The sequence below is a fragment of the Actinoplanes missouriensis 431 genome (assembly GCF_000284295.1).
Taxonomy (GTDB): domain Bacteria; phylum Actinomycetota; class Actinomycetes; order Mycobacteriales; family Micromonosporaceae; genus Actinoplanes; species Actinoplanes missouriensis.
Genome location: NC_017093.1, coordinates 4939132 through 4956486 on the forward strand (window position 1 = coordinate 4939132; position 17355 = coordinate 4956486).

Annotated in this window: 15 protein-coding genes; 9 read left to right on the forward strand and 6 right to left on the reverse strand. The window is 71.3% G+C overall.

Annotated features, from left to right (window positions below; translation table 11 throughout):
* Positions 1–11: 11 nt before the first annotated feature.
* Genes AMIS_RS23160 through AMIS_RS23170 form a run of 3 tightly spaced genes read right to left on the reverse strand, consistent with a single transcriptional unit; the run spans position 12 to position 3072 of the window.
* Entirely contained in the window at positions 12–845 is an 834-nt protein-coding gene (locus tag AMIS_RS23160; protein WP_014444821.1) for a carbohydrate ABC transporter permease, read from the reverse strand.
* A complete protein-coding gene (locus tag AMIS_RS23165) occupies positions 842–1768 on the reverse strand; it encodes a carbohydrate ABC transporter permease (RefSeq protein WP_014444822.1) in 927 nt (308 codons plus the stop codon). Before AMIS_RS23165 ends, AMIS_RS23160 begins: the two co-directional genes overlap by 4 nt.
* The gene (locus tag AMIS_RS23170) at positions 1768–3072 is read right to left on the reverse strand and encodes an ABC transporter substrate-binding protein (RefSeq protein WP_014444823.1); all 1305 of its coding nucleotides are present in this window, start codon (positions 3070–3072) and stop codon (positions 1768–1770) included. The genes AMIS_RS23165 and AMIS_RS23170 overlap by 1 nt, the downstream gene beginning before the upstream one ends.
* Positions 3073–3233: 161 nt before the next feature.
* Here AMIS_RS23170 and AMIS_RS23175 point away from each other — a divergent pair, with 161 nt between their 5' ends.
* Positions 3234–4241, forward strand: a complete 1008-nt coding sequence (locus tag AMIS_RS23175) for a LacI family DNA-binding transcriptional regulator (RefSeq protein ID WP_014444824.1) — start codon at positions 3234–3236, stop codon at positions 4239–4241.
* A gap of 19 nt (positions 4242–4260) precedes the next feature.
* On the opposite strand, the gene AMIS_RS23180 is transcribed toward AMIS_RS23175, so the two are convergent.
* Positions 4261–5304: a LacI family DNA-binding transcriptional regulator gene (locus AMIS_RS23180; protein ID WP_014444825.1), complete on the reverse strand. Its 1044-nt coding sequence runs from the start codon at positions 5302–5304 to the stop codon at positions 4261–4263.
* A gap of 53 nt (positions 5305–5357) precedes the next feature.
* Here AMIS_RS23180 and AMIS_RS23185 point away from each other — a divergent pair, with 53 nt between their 5' ends.
* Entirely contained in the window at positions 5358–6182 is an 825-nt protein-coding gene (locus AMIS_RS23185; RefSeq protein WP_041831179.1) for a phytanoyl-CoA dioxygenase family protein, read from the forward strand.
* A gap of 12 nt (positions 6183–6194) precedes the next feature.
* Here the strand turns inward: AMIS_RS23185 and AMIS_RS23190 are convergent, their stop codons facing one another.
* Positions 6195–8276 (reverse strand): TPM domain-containing protein, encoded by a 2082-nt coding sequence (locus AMIS_RS23190; RefSeq protein WP_231859064.1) that lies wholly within the window; start codon positions 8274–8276, stop codon positions 6195–6197.
* A 9-nt stretch (positions 8277–8285) separates the two neighbouring features.
* Complete coding sequence (locus AMIS_RS23195; protein ID WP_014444828.1) at positions 8286–8519, reverse strand: hypothetical protein; 234 nt, start codon at positions 8517–8519, stop codon at positions 8286–8288.
* A gap of 289 nt (positions 8520–8808) precedes the next feature.
* Here AMIS_RS23195 and AMIS_RS23200 point away from each other — a divergent pair, with 289 nt between their 5' ends.
* The 7 genes from AMIS_RS23200 to AMIS_RS23230 all read left to right on the forward strand — a co-directional run bounded on the left by AMIS_RS23200 (position 8809) and on the right by AMIS_RS23230 (position 17337).
* On the forward strand, positions 8809–9486 hold the full coding sequence (locus AMIS_RS23200; protein WP_014444829.1) for a DUF1684 domain-containing protein: 678 nt from the start codon (positions 8809–8811) through the stop codon (positions 9484–9486).
* Between the two features lie 28 nt (positions 9487–9514).
* A complete protein-coding gene (locus tag AMIS_RS23205) occupies positions 9515–11032 on the forward strand; it encodes an ABC transporter substrate-binding protein (protein WP_014444830.1) in 1518 nt (505 codons plus the stop codon).
* A complete protein-coding gene (locus AMIS_RS23210) occupies positions 11032–11988 on the forward strand; it encodes an ABC transporter permease (protein WP_014444831.1) in 957 nt (318 codons plus the stop codon). Before AMIS_RS23205 ends, AMIS_RS23210 begins: the two co-directional genes overlap by 1 nt.
* Positions 11985–12797 carry an ABC transporter permease gene (locus tag AMIS_RS23215; protein WP_014444832.1) on the forward strand — a complete coding sequence of 271 codons (813 nt, stop codon included), beginning with the start codon at positions 11985–11987 and terminating at the stop codon, positions 12795–12797. Before AMIS_RS23210 ends, AMIS_RS23215 begins: the two co-directional genes overlap by 4 nt.
* Before the next feature lie 40 nt (positions 12798–12837).
* Entirely contained in the window at positions 12838–13623 is a 786-nt protein-coding gene (locus AMIS_RS23220; protein ID WP_014444833.1) for an ATP-binding cassette domain-containing protein, read from the forward strand.
* On the forward strand, positions 13616–14374 hold the full coding sequence (locus tag AMIS_RS23225) for an ABC transporter ATP-binding protein (RefSeq protein WP_041830002.1): 759 nt from the start codon (positions 13616–13618) through the stop codon (positions 14372–14374). The genes AMIS_RS23220 and AMIS_RS23225 overlap by 8 nt, the downstream gene beginning before the upstream one ends.
* Before the next feature lie 164 nt (positions 14375–14538).
* A complete protein-coding gene (locus tag AMIS_RS23230) occupies positions 14539–17337 on the forward strand; it encodes an FG-GAP-like repeat-containing protein (protein WP_157434993.1) in 2799 nt (932 codons plus the stop codon).
* Positions 17338–17355 lie beyond the last annotated feature (18 nt).

Here is a 17355-nt window from a genome sequence, read left to right on the forward strand (position 1 = left end):
GGAGGTGCCTTTCAGCCTTTGACGGAGCCGGCGACCATGCCGCTGACGATCTGCCGCTGGAAGACCATGAACATGATCAGCGGCGGGACGGTGACCAGCAGAATGTCCATGAACAGCAGGTTGTAGGCGTTGGTGTACTGGCCCTGGAAGTTGAAGAGGGTGAGCTGCACGGTGGCGTTCTCGTCGCCGGGCAGGAAGTAGAGCGGGCTGGCGAAGTCGTTCCAGATGAACACCGACTGCACGACCACGACGGTCACGATGATCGGCCGCAGCAGCGGGAACACGACCCGGAAGAAGAGGCTGACCGGGCCGGCGCCGTCGATCGTGGCGGCCTCGTCCAGCTCGCGCGGCACGCTCGCGATGAACGCCTGGAAGAGCAGGACACAGAACGCCATCGCGTACGCGATCTCGACGAGGATCAGCCCCGGCATGGTCTTGAACAGTCCGGTCTTCTGCAGCACCCAGATCGTCGGCACGACAGCCGGCGGGATGACCAGTCCGGAAAGGATTACCAGGTTGATCCCGCTGGTCCACCGGCCCTTGCGGCGCTGCAGGACGAACGCGGCCATCGCCGCCAGGATCACCACGACCGCGACGCTGACCACCGTGAGGATCGTGCTGTTGATGAACGCGATGATCAGCAGGTAGTCGCGGGCCTGGATCACCTCCTGGAAGTTCTGCGCGATCGCCCACTCGGACGGCCACGAGAAGTGCAGCAGCGCCGATTCCTGCTGCGTCTTCGCCGCGGTCAGCAGAATGAAGGCGAACGGAACGAGAAAGACGACGGCGAACAATACGATCGACAGCGCGCTGAGCCAGTAGTTGGGCCGGATCCGGGTGCTCACCGCGTCTCCTCCCTGCGGTTGAAGAACCAGAACAGCGGCAGCACGAGCACGATCACCAGCAGGAACAGCACGACGTTGCCGGCCGTGGAGAGCCCGTAGAAACCGGCCTGGTACTGCTTGTAGACGACCGACGCCATCACGTCCGAGGTGAATCCCGGGCCGCCCTTGGTCATCGCCCAGATCAGGTCGAACTTCCGCAGGCCGCCGATCAGCGACAGGATGATCACCGAGATGGTGGCCGGTTTCGCCAGCGGCAGCGTGACGTGCCGGAACCGGTGCCACGCGCCGGCGCCGTCCACCTTGGCCGCCTCGAAGTACTCGCCGGGGATGGAGAGGATGCCGGCCATGTAGATCACGGTGGCCAGGCCGACGCCCTGCCAGACGTCGACGAGCGCGACCGACAGCAGCGCCCAGCTCGGGTCGACCAGCCAGGCCGGCCCGGTGACGCCGATCAGGTCGAGCGCCTGGTTGATCACGCCCTTGGTGGGGTGCATGAGCACCTGGAAGGTCAGGCCGACGCCGATCGTGCTGACCAGGACCGGGAAGAACGCCACCGAGCGCAGGAAGCCGCGCCCGATGATCGGCCCGGTCAGCAGCACCGCGAGGGCCATCCCGAGGACCACCTTCAGCCCCGAGGTGACGCCGGCGTAGACGACGGTGTGCCACAGGCCGGAGGCGAGCGCCGGCTCCCGGAAGAACTGCACGTAGTTGTCGAAGCCGATGAACTCCTGGTCGAACAGCGTCCACCGGGTGAGGCTGAAGTAGAACGCCATCACCGACGGGACCAGGAAGAAGACGGCGAAGATCAGACCACCGGGTACGAGGAACCAGTACGGGTAGGGACTCTTCTGGGTTGTCCGGCCGCCGCTTCCCGGCTCGTCCTCGATCCGGGAAGCGGCTTTCGCCGGGGTGACGGTGGCCATCACCAGCCCTGGAGCCCGAGCTGCTGCGCCTGCTTCTTGACGTCCTCGTCGTACAGTTTCGCGCCGTCGGCGGCGGGACGGATGCCGGAGCCCACCTCGACGGTGATCTGCTCCAGCGCCGGGCCCTTGATCGACGAGAGGAACTCCAGCGCCGGGGTGGTCGTGCCGGCGTCGACGTAGGCGCTCAGGTCCTTGACCGCCGGGGCGACGCTGTCCGGCAGGGTGCAGGTCTTCACCGCGAACGGGCCGCCGACCGGGGCCGCGCTCGCGTTGGCCGCGCATCCCTCGGGCGAGGCCACGAAGGCCTGGAACTTCTTCGCGGCGGTGAGCTTGTCGCCCTCGGTGCTCTTCGGGATGTAGATGCCGGAGGGCTCCCACAGGGTGACGCCGTTCTTGCTCGCGTCGTCGCCGGGCAGCGCGAAGAAGCCGACGTCGTCGACGTTGTCCGGCGCGGCGGTGGAGAGCGCCGGCACGCCGAAAGTGATCATCGGGTAGTGCCCGGCCTTGCCGGTGGCCACCGCGTTGAGGCCCTCGTTGTACTTGGCGGACGCGTAGTCCTCGTTCCAGTACCCGGCCTTCTTGAGCTCCTCCAGGCGCTGGAAGCCCGCGAGGGCCTGTGGGGTGGTGGCGAACTTGGCCTGGTTGTTCGTGTACTTCTCGGCCCAGCCGGGGTTGGCCGCCGCCACGTTGTGGTAATCGGCGAGCACCAGCACCTGCGAGGTCCAGGTCTCGCTGTAGGTCTGCTCGACCGGCGCGACACCCGCCGCCTTGATCTTGGCGTTGTTCGCCATGAAGTCGGCCCAGGTCTTGGGCACCTGCAGGTTGAGCTTGGTGTAGAGCGGCTTGTTGTAGAAGATGCCGCCGCCGACGATCGCGCCCCACGGCGAGCCGTAGACCTCGGACCCGGTGCTGACGACCTGCTTGAAGGTGGGGTCGAGGTCGGCGACCCAGGCCTCGCCGGTGACCGCGGTCAGGTTGGTCTGCGGTGCGATGGCCTGCAGCAGCGAGCCCGAGTTGTACTCGAAGACGTCGGCCATGTCGCCGGTGGCGAGGCGGGTCTTGACGAGGTTGTCACCCTCGCTGCCCTGCGGCCGGGTGTCCAGCTTGACGTCGACGTCGGTGTTCCCCGCCTCGAACGCCGCGATGACGGACTCGGCCACCTTGACGTTGGCGGGGTCGTTGTTGGTCAGGAAGGTGATGGCGGTCTTGCCGCCCGTCTCGTCGTCGCTCGAGCCCAGGGAGCCCGCGCTGCAGGCCGACAGGCAACACAGGGCCCCGGCCAGCAGTGCCGCACCGAATCGCATATGAACCTCCGGTTTCGGACATGTTTGTAGATCGGTCTCCATCTGTAACAGCCGTCACAGTAGACCGGTCTACGCGCGCCGCACAAGGCTCCCTGCGAAACGTTTCAAACTTCCCTGAGGCCCCTGCTCACCGCGATGGAGAACGGTCTACAGTGAGGCGCATGTCGATCAGGAGGGGCCGATCGGTCACGATCAGCGACGTGGCCGAGGCGGCGGGCGTGTCCCGCGCCGCGGTGTCGAAGGTGATCCGCAACGCCTACGGGGTCAGCCCCGGCATGCGCGAGCGTGTCGAGGACGCCATCGAGCAGCTCGGTTACCGGCCCAGCGTGGCCGCGCGGGCGCTGCGCGGCTCCAGTTACCGGCTCGGCCTGGAGACCCCGCACGTCAACGCGCGTTTCATGACCCAGATCGTCGAGGGCGCGAAGCGGGCCGTGACCGGCACGCCGTACCAGATCATTCTGGCCCCGGCGGACGGCCCGGAGTACGGCACCCTCGAATCCCTGGCCGACGGTCTCGTCGACGGCATCATCGCGGTCTCGCCCCTGGTCGACCAGACCTGGCTGGAGGACCTGGCCAAGCGGGTGCCGGTGGTCATGCTCGGCCGCCACGACACCCCGCAGGGGTACGACACGGTGATCGGCGACGACCACGCCGGCGCCCGCGCCGTGATGCGTCACCTGCTCGGCCTGGGCCACCGCCGGATCGCCCACCTGACCGAGCCGGAGCCGGTGACCGCCCCCGGCTGCGGCACCCCGCACGCGATCCGCCTCGAGGTCTACCGCGCGTGCATGATCGAAGCCGGCCTGGGCGCCCACATCCAGATCGCCCGCCGCACCGCGGGCGCCGACAGCGCCCAGTCAGCGGCGGCCGAGCTGCTGACCCGCCCGGACCCGCCGACCGCGATCTTCGCCGGCCACGACGACATGGCCGTCGACGCCCTCGCGGCCGCCGCCGGCCGGGGCGTGGCGATCGCCGGTTACGACAACACCGACCTGGCCGCCCACCCGCTGATCGGCCTCACCTCGGTCGACCAGCAGGGCGTCGAGATGGGCGCCCAGGCCGCGACGATGCTGCTCGAGCGCCTGCAGGGCCGCACCGAGCCGCGCCGGTACATGTCCACCACCGAGCTGCGGATCCGCACCTCGACCACGAGCGTGTCCCCCGGCTGAGCCGCTCGTCCCCGGCCCGTCACCGTGACGACGACGGGCCGCGGGTGCTGGCCCGGACCTCCAGGCGGTGCCCGACCACGATCGTCCGCGGCTCGGCCGGCTCGTCCGGTCGGCCCGGCCCGGTGGTGCGATCGAGGCGGGCGGCGAGGCAGTCCAGCGCCGCCGTGACGATCGCGGCCTTGTCCGGGGCGATCGTGGTGAGGGGCGGATTCGCGTACCGGCCGTCCTCGACGTCGTCGAAACCGGCCACCGCGAGGTCGGCCGGCACCCGCAGCCCGCGCTCGGTGGCGGCGTGCAGCGCCCCGAGGGCCAGCTGGTCGCTGAAGCAGAACACCGCGTCGACCGGCGTCCCCGCGTCGAGCAGACCGCGCATGGCCGCCGCGCCGTCGGCCCGGTGCAGCCGCCGCACCGCGACCTCGCGGGCCGGGTCCGGCGTCAGCCCGGCCTCGGCGAGCGCCTGCCGGTACCCCTCCAGCCGGCGCGCCGCCGTCGCGTTGTGCAGGTGGGGCTGCAGGCCGATCACCGCGATCCGGGTGCGGCCGAGGCCGAGCAGGTGCCGGGTCATGTCGCGGGCGGCGGCCACGTTGTCGGCCACCACGTGATCGAGCAGGCCGTCGGCGTCCTGCTCGCCGAGCAGCACCAGCGGAGCGCCGCCGGGTCGCCGGCGCAGCTCCGCCGGGGAGAGCGCCCACGGGCTCATGATCAGACCGTCGACGACCTGACCCCGTACCCCGTCGAGCAGTTCTCGTTCCCGATCGGGATCTCCACCGGTCTGCTGGACCAGCAGCATGAGCGACCGGGCGTCGGCCTCGTCGGCGAAGCGACCGGCCAGCTCCCCGAAGTACGGCGTGGACAGTTCCGGAACCACGAGCGCGACCAGCCCGGACCTGCCGCCACGCAGGTGACGGGCGGCGGCGTTGGGCCGATAGGACAGCTCGTCGAGCGCCCGCTGCACCCGGGCCCGCGTCTCCGGCGCGACGAGCGCAAACCCGGAGACCACATTCGACACGGTACGGACGGAGACTCCGGCCCGCTCGGCGACCTCGCGCAGGGTGGCACTCATGGGTCACAGCCTATCTCTTGCAACGTTGCATGCCACGTTGCAACATGGAGTTCATGACGGATATCAAAGAGGACGCCGGAACCCGGGCCCGCGACGCCATCTACACCGACGGCATCACCGCGCTGAAGGGCGCGTTCAGCACCGCCTGGGCCGACGCCATGCGCGAGGACATCGAGGCGGCGTTCGCCGAGGCCGTCGCCCGTCCCGGCGGCGCCGTCGGCCGCGGCCCGAACCGCTACTACGTGGAGATCCACCCGGAGCAGCTGCGCGGCTTCACCGACCTGGTCACCCACCCGTGGGTCGTCGCCGTCTGCACCGCCGTGCTCGGCCCGGACTACGAGATCGTCGAGCTGGGCTTCGACACCCCGTTCGCCGGGGCCGTCAACCAGCCGTGGCACCGTGACTTCCCGATGCCCGAGGTGACCCGCACCGAGCGCCGGCTCAACTCGCTGGCCTTCAACCTCACCGCCGTCGACACCACCGACGAGATGGGCCCGTTCGAGATCGCGCCCGGCACCCAGTTCGACGACGAGCCCGACTTCGAGCACGGCATGTTCCCGCCGAAGTCCCGCTACGACAGGTACGCCGCACGCGCCGTCCGTAAATACCCGCAGCGCGGCGACATCTCCGCACGCTCGGCCCTGACCATCCACCGCGGCACCGCGAACCACTCCGAGCTGTCCCGCCCGGTGCTGGTGCTCGGCGTCGACGCATCGGACGCCACGAACGCCGACAAGCACGCGATGGCGGTCACCGAGGGGTATTGGGCGTCGCTGCCCGAGCAGGTCCGGGCGCACCTGCACTGCCCGGTGGTGGCCGAGCTGACCCCGATCGTCCAGAAGCACACCATCGAGGGCCTGGTGATGGGCGACGCCTGATCCGCGTTCCGGTCAGAACCGGCCGCCTCCGCCGCGGCGCCCGCCTCCGCCGCCACCGCCCCCGGTGCGGCGGGCCCGTGATCCGCTGCCGCCGAATCCCCCGTGCCCCCAGCCGCCGTGTCCCCCGCCGCCATGTCCCCCGCCGCCGGGTCCCCAGCCGCCCCCGCCCGACCGCATCCCTCCGGCGAGGATGCCGCCGAGCACCGCCCCGGCGAACGATCCCGCGTCCACACCCCCGCCACCCCAGGTCCGGACGTCCGCCTGCGCCGCGTGCCCGGCCGCGGCAGCAAGCTGCCGAGCAAGAGCGATCTCCTGTACGGCGGTGTGCGGCTCCGTGACAGCCACCTGCTCCGCGAGCCCGAGGTGACGCATCGCCTCGGAGAGCCGCACCCGGGCGTCCGGCCCGACCGCGCCGCGCCGGGTGGTGACGAAGTCGTTCGCGGCGGCCACCTCGGCGCGCGCGAGCGGCAGCGTCTGCGCCAGAACGGCCCGCGCGCGGGCATCCCGTTCCGCCTGGTCACGGGCGGTCGCGAGGGCGCTGTCCAGGGTGGCGTCGGCGGCCTGCAGCCGAGCCACCACCGCCACCGGGTCCGGCCGCTCGACCGCCAGAGCGGCCCGAGCCTCGGCAACCGCCCGCTCACCACCGTCGATCGCCGCTACCAGAGCCCCGGTCCCAGCACCGGGCGCCATCCCGGCAACGGCCCCTGTTCCGGCGCCGGCCGTGCTCAGGGCCGCGCGACCGGCAGCGATCTCACCGGTGATCTCCGCGATCAACGCCTCCGCGGCCGCCCGCGCGGCCGGCAGATCGGCAGCCGCCTTGGTCACCGCCGCGACCAGCTGCGTGGCCTGGTCGACAGCCTGCTCAGCCGCCCGCACCGCCAGAGCGGCAGCAGCCCGCCCGCTCACCGCCCCGGCACCGCCACTCGCCTCGGAAGCACTGCCGGGCTCAGCGCCGCCGCTCCCCTCGGCGGCCAGCGCCGCGCGGGCCCTCCCGAGCGCCTCCGCCGCGAACGTGAGCCGCTCCCGCGCCTGGTCCACGTTGCCGGCGACGGCGGTGACGGGCTCTCCCCCGTACCCCCGGAGGAGCTCGGCCACCGCCGTGGCCGCCGCCGGAAGACCGGCCTCGACCTGCGCCCGGCGCCGCTCCACCTCGCCGGCCACCTCGGCGGCACGTCCCTCGAGGTCGCGGAGCTGGTCGAACGCCTCCGACTCGGCGTCCAGCCGCTCGTCCGCGGCCCGGCACAGCGCGATGATCTCCGACAGCGTGGCGCGCCGCGTGGGCTCGTCCGGCGTGGGGGTCGCCTCCAGCGTCATCCGCAACCGGAACGCCTCGGCGACGTCCCGGCGCGCCGCGGCGAGGGCCTCCTGGAAGCGGCCGGTCGCCGCCGGACCGTACTGCGCGGTGGCCAGGTCGCCCTCGCGCTCGCTGGCCCGCAGGTCGTCGTCGAGTTCGATGAGCAGCGCGTTCGCCTGGGCGGACAGATCTTCCAGGGACGGGCCGGCGACGGGCGGGGCCACCCGCCGGCGGCGGCGCAGGATCACCCAGAGCACCGCCCCGGCCAGGACGGCCAGGATCACGACAAGCGCCCAGCCGAGGCCTCCGCCGCCACCACCGGCGGCATCCCGGTATCCGCCGGCGGCGGCGATCACCGCGCCCTCCCAATCCTGTTTCGCCAGGGCCGGTTCGATGTCGTTCCCGGCCACACCGGTCAGCTCGCTGCCGCTGATCCGGGAGTCGTCGGGGAACGAGTAGGCGTAGGCCCGGTCCACGGTGGCGACCGCCAGCAGCGCGTCCCGGTCGCCCAGGTCGCTGAGCCGCGCCGTCTCGTCGGTCCACTGTTGCGCGGGCACCCCGTCGAACGAGTCGACGAAGACCACGAACAGCTGGATACCGGTCTCCCGCTGCAGCTCCGCGAGCGCGTCGTCCACATCGGCCCGGTTGCCGAGCGCTCCCGCCGGGTCGGTCACCTGCGTGGCCAGCCGCTGCGGCGGATCGGCGAGCGCGGGACCCGCCGCGGTCGCCACGAGCAGAGCGGCCGGGAACAGAGCGGCCAGGAGCGGCGTGATCAGCGTCCGCCAGCGCACAAACGTCACCGGTCCAACTTAAGCCCCGCCGCTGAGCGCGCTCACCGTCACGAGCGCCATTCCCTCGGTGGGCGCGACCTCCCGGAGCGTGTCCAGGAAGATCTCGGCCACCCACGCGGCGGCGTCCGGCGACCACTCGGGCGCGCGGCAGTGGAACGCCTGCTCCCGGTTCCAGTCGGCGGGCAGCAACACCGCGCCGGACGGTTCCGCGGCGAGGCCGGGACGCGCCGGGCCGGGTCCGGCGGGACGCACCGTGAGCAGGCCGCGCTCGCCCGCCGTCCCCGTCGCATCGGTTCCTGCACCATAGGCGACGACCGGCCGGGCCGTGCGTGCCGGGAAGGAGACCCGCGGCCGATCCGGAGCGACGTGATGCCCGTCGCTCAGGCAACCCGACGGTACGGGTCATTTCCGGAACATATGACATCAATCGACGGGCTTCGGTGGCTCGGGCGGCCATTGTGTGATCACCGTGACATTGGCTGGTAAACCTACTTGAGTTGTAGGGTTACGGCAGTCGTTGTCAAGATCATTGTGGGGCGCCATGTCCGAGAACACCGCAGCTCAGCAGCACGCCGCGTGGCGGGAGGAACGCCTGCGCGCGGTGACCTCGCCGACCGGGAACCTGGCGCTGGTGGAGACCCGCTGGGGCGCGGACGACCCGGCCGCGGCGCTCGCCGGGCAGCCGGCGACCGTCACCGCCACCCGGCTGTCGCGCCGGGACCCGCTGACCGGGGCGCAGGAGCGCGGCGTGCGGCTGTGGGACGCCGCCTCGCCCGCGATCAAGAGTTTCGAGGGCATCGACACCTACCCGTACGACCCGGCGTGGGTGCTCGAGGCTCGCTACACGGACGTGTCCGGTGATCGCCGGGTGCCGTTCCAGCACGCGCAGGACGCCGGCTTCACCCGTGACCTGCCGGTTCCCGGCGACCTGCACCTCACGCTGGACGGGCGGGACTACACGCTGAGCGCGTTCGACGACGACGGCCGGTTGCTGCTGGTCTTCGGCGACCCCACCAACGGGACCGAGACCTACGGCGCGGGACGGTTCCTCTTCGTGGAGCGCGAGCCGGGAACCGAGCGGGTCGTCCTCGACCTCAACCGCGCCTTCGTGCCGCCGTGCGGGTTCTCCGAGCACTACAACTGCCCGATGCCGCCCCCGCAGAACCGGCTCCACCTGCCGGTCCGCGCCGGCGAGAAGCTCGCGATCTTCCACCGCTAGAACACCCTTTGACACGAAAGACACTCCCGTGCACAGAAGAGCACTTCTCACCCGTATCCTCGCCGTCGTCTCTGCTCTGAGCCTGGCCGGCGCCCTCGCCGCCTGCGGCGGCAGTGAGGGCGCCCAGGGCGGCAGCGGCGACAGCAGCGCGGCGATCATCCAGGTCGGCTCGGTCTACGAGCCGCAGAACCTGGACAACACCGCCGGCGGCGGGCAGGGCGTCACCGAGGCCCTCAACGGCAATGTGTACGAGGGACTCTTCCGTCTCACCGACACCGGCGCGGTCGAACCCCTGCTGGCCAAGGACCAGAAGGTCAGCGACGACGGCCTGACCTACACGTTCACCCTGCAGCCGGACGTGAAGTTCCACTCCGGCAAGGCGCTGACCTCGGCCGACGTCAAGGCGAGCATCGAGCGGGTGACCGCGGAGAACTCGAAGTCCGCCCGCAAGAGCAACCTCGCGGTGATCAAGTCGATCGCCACGCCGGACGACGCCACCGTGGCGATCACGCTGAACAGCCGGTCGATCTCGTTCGTCTACAACCTGAGCTACATCTGGATCGTCAACGCGTCGGCGACCGACCTCACCACGAAAGCGGACGGCACCGGGCCCTACCGGCTCGGCGACTGGAAGCGCGGCTCCACCCTCTCGCTGACCAGGTTCGACGGGTACTGGGGCACTCCGGCGAAGAACGCCGGTGTGGTGTTCCACTACTTCACCGACGCGACCGCGCTCAACAACGCGCTGCTCACCAACGCGGTCGACATCGTCACCGGCGAGCAGAGCCCGGACGCGCTCGCGCAGTTCTCCGGCAACAGCAACTACAAGGTCAACGACGGGAAGTCGACGACCAAGCTGCTGCTCGCGTTCAACGACAAGGCCGCCCCGTTCGACAAGGTGGCCGTGCGGCAGGCGGTCAGCCAGGCGATCGACGACAAGAAGCTGCTCACCTCGGTCTGGGGCGAGTACGGCACCACGATCGGCTCGATGGTCCCGCCGAGCGACCCCTGGTACGAGGACCTCACCTCGGTCAACGCCTACAACGTGGAGAACGCCAAGAAGCTGCTGGCGAGCGCCGGCCTGCCGAACGGGTTCACCTTCACGCTGGACACCCCGAGCTACGACCCGCACCCGACCGCCGCCACCTTCATCAAGTCGGAGCTGGCCAAGGTCGGCATCACGGTGAACATCAACACGATCACCGCCGACGAGTGGTACACGAAGGTGTACCAGAAGCGGGACTTCACGGCGACGCTGCAGGAGCACGTCAACGATCGTGACGTGGTCTGGTACGGCAACCCCGACTTCTACTGGGGCTACAACAACCCGCAGGTCACCGACCTGATCGACAAGGCCGAGCAGGCGAGGACCGCGGACGAGCAGACCACCCTGCTCAAGCAGGCCAACAAGATCATCGCGGAGGAGGCGGCCAGTGACTGGCTCTACCTCTACCCGCAGATCGTGGTCGCCTCGACGAAGCTGACCGGGTACCCGGTCAACGGCCTCAACGCGCAGTTCTTCGCGTACGGGATCGTCAAGAACTGATGACCCGCTACCTGCTGCGGCGGACGGCGATCCTGATCGGGTCGCTGTTCGCCGCGGCAGTGGTGCTGTTCGTGCTGCTCCGGCTCCTGCCGGGCGACCCGGCCAACGCCCTGCTCCCGGTCGGCGCGACCCCGGAACAGATCGCGGCCGCTCAGCGGGAGCTCGGCACGGACGCCCCACTGCTCTCCCAGTTCCTCACCTGGCTCGGGAACGTGTTCACCCTCGACCTGGGCAACTCGCTGATCAGCACGCTGCCGGTCGGCGACGAGATCCTCGCCCGGCTGCCGGTCACGATCCCGCTCACCCTCGCCGCGTTCGTCCTCGCCGTGCTCATCGCCGTCCCGGTCGGCGCGCTCGCCGCGGCCCGCGCCGACCGCTGGTACGGCCCGGTCATCAACGCGGTCGCCCAGCTCGGCATCGCGGTGCCGGCGTTCTGGGTGGGCCTGCTGCTGATCACCGTCTTCGCGCTCCAGCTCGGTGTGCTGCCGGCCGGCGGATTCCCGCCGGACGGCTGGGCCGACCCGGCGGCCGCGATCGAGGCGCTGGTCCTTCCGGTCGTCACGGTCGCGCTGGTCATGTCGGCAAGCCTCATCCGGTACGTCCGGAGCGCCACCCTGGACGTGCTCGGCGCCGACTATCTCCGGACCGCCCGCGCGCTCGGAGCGACGCCGGCGCAGGCCATGTGGCGGCACGGGCTGCGCAACGCCGCCGTACCGGTGATCGCCGTGCTCGCCATGGAACTCGCCACCACGTTCCTCGGCGCGGTCGTGGTGGAGAGCGTCTTCGCCCTGCCCGGCCTCGGCAGCATGCTGGTCCGCGGGATCAGCCAGCACGACTACCCGGTGATCCAGGGCGTGATGCTGGTCAGCACGGCGACCGTGCTGCTCGTCGGCTTCCTCGGCGACCTCGCGCAGCGGCTCGTCGACCCCCGGCTGCTGCACCGGGCCGCGTCATGAGCCGCCGGCGCTTCCTGCACCTGGCGGCCGGGCTGACACTCGTGCTGGTCGTCGCGGGCGCGGTCGTCCTCTCGTACTTCTGGCTGCCGTTCGCCCCCGACGACACCTCCGGCGGCCGTCTCGCGCCACCCGGCGGCGACCACCTGCTCGGCACCGACAAGCTCGGCCGGGACCTCTTCACCCAGCTGCTGATCGGCGGGCGGATCGCGATCGGCACGGCGCTCGGCGCGGCGACCCTCGGCGGGGTGCTCGGCGTCAGCTTCGGGCTGCTCGCCGGGTTCGCGACCCGCTGGCTCGACGACGCCGCGGCGGTGCTGCTGGACATCCTCATCGCGTTCCCCACCCTGCTGCTGGCGATGCTGATCGTGGCCGGCGCGGGCGCCTCCCTCGGCACCGCGGTCGTCGCGATCGGGCTGGCCATGGCCGCGGTCGTGGCCCGGCTGACCCGGGTGCTGGTCAAGCAGGTCCTGGCCCGTGACTACATCACCGCCGCCCGGGTGGCCGGCATCTCCTGGCCCGGCATCGTGGTCGGTCACGTGCTGCCGAACATCGCTCCGACCGTACTGGTGAACCTCGCTCTTCAGGCGGGTCTCGCGGTCCTCGCCGAGGCGAGCCTCTCCTACCTGGGGCTGGGCACGCCGCCGCCGAACGCGTCCTGGGGGCGGATGCTCTACGAGGCGCAGGCCACCGTGCTGACCGCGCCGGCCGGGGCGCTGGCACCCGGGATCGCCCTGGTCGTGCTGGTGATCGGCGTGAACCTGACCGCCGACGGGCTGCGCGACGTGCTCGCCGTGAAGGGATCGCGATGACCGCGCTGCCCGTGGAACGGCTCACCGTGGAGGGTTCCCGATGACGCTGCTGAGCGTGGACCGGCTCACGGTCGCCGACAGTGCCGGTCATGTGCTCGTCGACGACGTGTCGTTCGAGGTCGCGGCCGGCGACCGCACCGGGCTGATCGGCGAGTCCGGGTCCGGCAAGTCGCTGACCGCGCTCGCCGTGCTCGGCCTGCTCCCCCGCGGCCTCACCGCCACCGGCGCGGTCTCCCTCGCGGGGGCCGACATGATCCGGGCGCCGCGCGGCCACGGCGACGTCGCCGCCGTGGTCTTCCAGGAGCCGCTGACCGCTCTCGACCCGCTGATGACCGCGGGCCGGCAGATCGCCGGGCCGATCCGCCGGTTCCGCGGCCTGCGGGGCGACGCCCTGCGCGGCGCCGTCCGGGAGGCCCTCGACGCCGTGCGGCTGACCGACACCGATCGCATCGCGCGGTCCTATCCGCACCAGCTCTCCGGCGGGCAGCGGCAGCGCGTGGCGATCGCCATGGCGATCGCCTGCCGGCCGAAACTGCTGATCGCCGACGAGCCGACGACCGCGCTCGACGTCACCGTGCAGGCCGAGATCCTCGATCTGCTCGACCGCATCGTGACCGAGAACGACACGGCGCTGCTGTTCATCACCCATGACCTGCCGGTGGCGGCGCGGGTGGTCCGTGACACCCACGTGCTGCAGTCGGGGCGGATCGTGGAGTCGGGGCCGATCACATCGCTGGTGACGGCGCCGCGCCATCCCTACACCCGTACGCTCGTCGAGAGCGCCCGCCGCTTCGACGCCGCTCTGGAACGGACCGGCCGTGACTGATGTGATCCTGTCCGCCTCCGGCGTCGGGTTCGCCTACCGCTCCGGCTCCCCCGTCCTCACCGACGTGTCGCTCGACGTCCGTGCCGGGCGCAACGTGGCGCTGGTCGGCGAGTCCGGCGCCGGCAAGACCACGCTGCTGCGGATCCTGCTCGGGCTGGCCCGTCCGACGTCCGGAAGGCTGCTCTTCGAGGGCGCGCCGCTGACCCGCCAGGGGTTGCGCGCGTACCGGCGGGCGGTCCAGGCCGTCTTCCAGGACCCGTACTCGTCGCTGGACCCGCGCCACCGGATCGGGCGCATCGTCGCCGAACCCCTGCGCGGGCTCGGTCTCGGCGCCGACCCGGACCGGGTGGCGGCGGCACTGGACGCGGTCGGTCTGCCCGCCGACACCGCGAGCCGGTACCCGCACGAGTTCTCCGGCGGGCAGCGCCAGCGCATCGCCATCGCCCGGGCCATCGTCGGAAACCCGCGGTTGCTCCTGGCGGACGAGCCGGTGAGCGCTCTCGACCTCACCACCCGGGTACGCATCGTCGACCTGCTCGCGTCGTTGTGCGCCGAACGGGACTTGACGATCCTGCTGGTCTCCCACGATCTCGGGGTGGTCGCGGAACTGTGCCGGCACACCGCGGTTCTCGAGCGGGGGCGGCTCGTCGAACAGGGGGAGACGGCGGGGGTGCTGGGGGCGCCGTCACACCCTTATACGCGCAGACTGCTGGCGAGCGTGCCCCGGCTACCGCCGGCCGTGGAGGGGTGAGCCGAAGTCACCCCGCCACCGCCGCCGCGCCACCCGCCACGGCGAGCCGAATCGCCTCGCGGACGACCGGCGGGTCGGTGAGGAACCCGTATCGACCGTGACAAGATTCGCGGCAACGACAGAAGCCGATGAACTCATCGGTACGGGGAAGGACGTTCATGTCGATGACGCGGAGACTCTCCGCGCTCGCGGCCGCGCTGCTCATCGCAGCGATCGGACTCGTGGGCGCCGGTGAGGCGGCAATGGCCGCCGACACGCCGTTCCGGGTGATCAGTTACAACGCCTGTGGTTCGAACACCGGCGGCGCAGATCGGAAGGATTACGCCTGCTCGTTCCTCAACGTTCACGACCGCGCTCCCAGCGTCGCCGACTTGAACACCTGGGCGACACGGCTGAAGAGCCAGATCCTCACCGAGGACGGCAAGGCCCCCGACGTGCTGATGCTCCAGGAGCTGTGCGCCGGTCAGCGCGAGCTGATCCGCGAGCAGCTCGCGACGCTCGGGACGTACCGGGTCGTCTTTCACAGCGTCCGCAACCACGGTGCGTGTGCGCCCTGGGCGAACGGCCGAACGCTCACCGACTCCAAGGCCGACGGCACTGCGATCTTCGTACGCACCGGCGCCGCCCTCCCGCGGCTCTCCGAGGAACTGACGGAAATCGACCCCACCGTCAGCCCCGAGCTGCGGCGCCACCTGCTCTGCACCACCGCCGCCGTCGGCGGGCGGGACTCGCTGATCTGCAACCTGCACGCCGGCCCCTCCCTCCACGACGAGGGCGCACCGCAGGCGATGGCGGCGATCAAGCGGTGGGCCGGCAACCGGCCGGTCATCTTCGGCGGCGACCTCAACGCCGACCCGTTCGACCCCAACCTGAACGTCTACTACGGCATCGAGGGCGGCACCGGGCCGTTCACCGAGGTCGACCAGGCCAACGAGCCGTACTTCAACTCCCGCTGCTTCGCCCTGGCGGCCTGCCGGTCCGGCCCCGACACCATGGCGGGCCGCAAGTTCGACTACCTCTTCGGCACGTCGACCGCGATCTCCTGGACCGGCAGCAAGTCGATCAAGCCGGTCACCGGCTCCCTGACCTACGAGGACGACCACTTCGCGCTGCGCGGCGACGCGATCTGGAAGGACGAGACGACGCTCCCGGCGGTGCCCTACCTCGAGGTGCCCAGCACCGGTGTCCACGACGCCGGCCTGACCGACAGCCTCAACTGGACAGGCGTCCGGGACGCCACGATCGGCCGCTTCACCGGCGGCGACGACCGCGACGACCTGATCGTGCGGCGCTGGAGCGGCGACGTGCACCTCTACCCCGGCACCGGCGGGCGGCTCGGCGCCGCGACGCTGCTGCGCACCGCGGACACGGGCTGGACGGACGTCAAGCGGATGGTCTCCGGCGAGTTCACCGGTGACGGCGACGACGATGTGATGATCCTGCGGTCTTCCGGGACCATCGACGTCTACCCCGGCGACAACGCGGGTGGCCTCGGCGCGCCCACGCAGCCGCGGGCCGCGAACTTCTTCAGCGACGCCGCGGACATCACGGCCGGCGAGTTCACCGGCGACGGCATCGCCGACCTGGCGGTCCAGTGGACCAGTGGGCGCCTCTTCATCTATCCGGGCCAGCCCGGTGGCGCCCTGGGCGGCTCGATCAACATGAGCGACGCGGGTTTCCTGTCCGCCGCCGCCCCGAAGGGCATGATGACCGGCGACATCGACCACGACGGCCGCACCGACCTCGTGGTGCGCCGCAAGGACGGTTCGCTCGTCGCGTACCCGGTGACCCCCACCTCCACCGGAACCCCGGTTCTCGGCGCCGCCGACGAGCTCCAGCCGGCGACGCCGGCCGCCCTGCAACGCCCGCTCTTCGAAGCCGTCGGCGACCTGACCGGCGATCGGAACGACGACCTGATCGTCCGCTGGGCCGACGACAGCACCCGCCTCAACCCCTACCCAGCCCCCGCCACCAGCATCAACCCCGATCAGGAGCTGGACCTGGCGACGGCCGGCCACGGCATCGGCATGTTCACAGCCACCCATCTCGCCGGCGGTGACCTCGACGGGGACGGCGACACCGACCTGATGATGCGGCAGCGCTGGGACAACGCCCAGGTTCTCCTCGCCAACGGCGACGGCACCTTCGTCAAGCGCGACTTCGGCCCCAAGGAGTTCTGGACGAAGGTGCTCAGCCTGGTCATCGGCGACTACACCCGGGACGGCAAAGCGGACGTCGTGGTCCGGCGCACCGACGGCGTCATCTCGGTCTACCCCGGCGACGGCGCCGGCGGCGTCTCGGCGACGGCGGTGACCGTGGCCAACCCGGCCGGCGGCGGCTGGGCGGCGGCCGAGGAGGTGGTCGGCGGCGAGTTCACCGGCGACGCCCACGAGGATCTGGTCGTGCGCTGGGCGAACGGTGACGTCCACCTCTTCCCGAACACCGGCGCGGGCCGGCTCGGCACCCGCGTCGTCCTCCGGGAGGGACAGGCCGGCTGGGGCGACGCGCTCAGCATGACCGTCGCCGATTTCACCGCCGACTCCCGCGACGACATCCTCGTGCGCTGGCACTCCGGGCGCGGATTCCTCTATCCGGGTACGGGCGCCGGCATCGGTGGCTCGTCCGAGTACCGCCCGATCGGCGCGCTGAACGCGGCCGCCGCCATCGTGACCGGCTCGTTCACCGGCGGCACCACGGACACCGTGGTGAAGTGGAGTGACGGCAGCGTTCGCCTCTATCCCGCCACCACGGCTACCTCGGAGGTGCTGAACGTGCGGTCGTTCGACGGTCAATCGGGCGTGAGCCACTTCGAGTACGCCGCCGACGCCGGCAGCACCTGGACCCGTGTGCCGGCCCACTTCGGCGCCGCCCGGATCACCCCGGCCAGCGGCATCCGGCAGCTGCGCGTGGTGGCGGTGGACAAGGCCGGGAACCGATCCGCCGAGGCGGTGTTCCCGCGGTGATCAGGCCGTAGCACCCGG

Excerpts from the sequence above, each read along its gene's own strand:
- AMIS_RS23210 (WP_014444831.1), top strand. The coding sequence starts at position 11,032 with ATGACCCGCTACCTGCTGCGGCGGACGGCGATCCTGATCGGGTCGCTG.
- AMIS_RS23170 (WP_014444823.1), bottom strand. The coding sequence starts at position 3,072 with ATGCGATTCGGTGCGGCACTGCTGGCCGGGGCCCTGTGTTGCCTGTCG.
- AMIS_RS23230 (WP_157434993.1), top strand. The coding sequence starts at position 14,539 with ATGACGCGGAGACTCTCCGCGCTCGCGGCCGCGCTGCTCATCGCAGCG.
- AMIS_RS23175 (WP_014444824.1), top strand. The coding sequence starts at position 3,234 with ATGTCGATCAGGAGGGGCCGATCGGTCACGATCAGCGACGTGGCCGAG.
- AMIS_RS23165 (WP_014444822.1), bottom strand. The coding sequence starts at position 1,768 with ATGGCCACCGTCACCCCGGCGAAAGCCGCTTCCCGGATCGAGGACGAG.
- AMIS_RS23180 (WP_014444825.1), bottom strand. The coding sequence starts at position 5,304 with ATGAGTGCCACCCTGCGCGAGGTCGCCGAGCGGGCCGGAGTCTCCGTC.
- AMIS_RS23200 (WP_014444829.1), top strand. The coding sequence starts at position 8,809 with ATGTCCGAGAACACCGCAGCTCAGCAGCACGCCGCGTGGCGGGAGGAA.
- AMIS_RS23220 (WP_014444833.1), top strand. The coding sequence starts at position 12,838 with ATGACGCTGCTGAGCGTGGACCGGCTCACGGTCGCCGACAGTGCCGGT.
- AMIS_RS23185 (WP_041831179.1), top strand. The coding sequence starts at position 5,358 with ATGACGGATATCAAAGAGGACGCCGGAACCCGGGCCCGCGACGCCATC.
- AMIS_RS23215 (WP_014444832.1), top strand. The coding sequence starts at position 11,985 with ATGAGCCGCCGGCGCTTCCTGCACCTGGCGGCCGGGCTGACACTCGTG.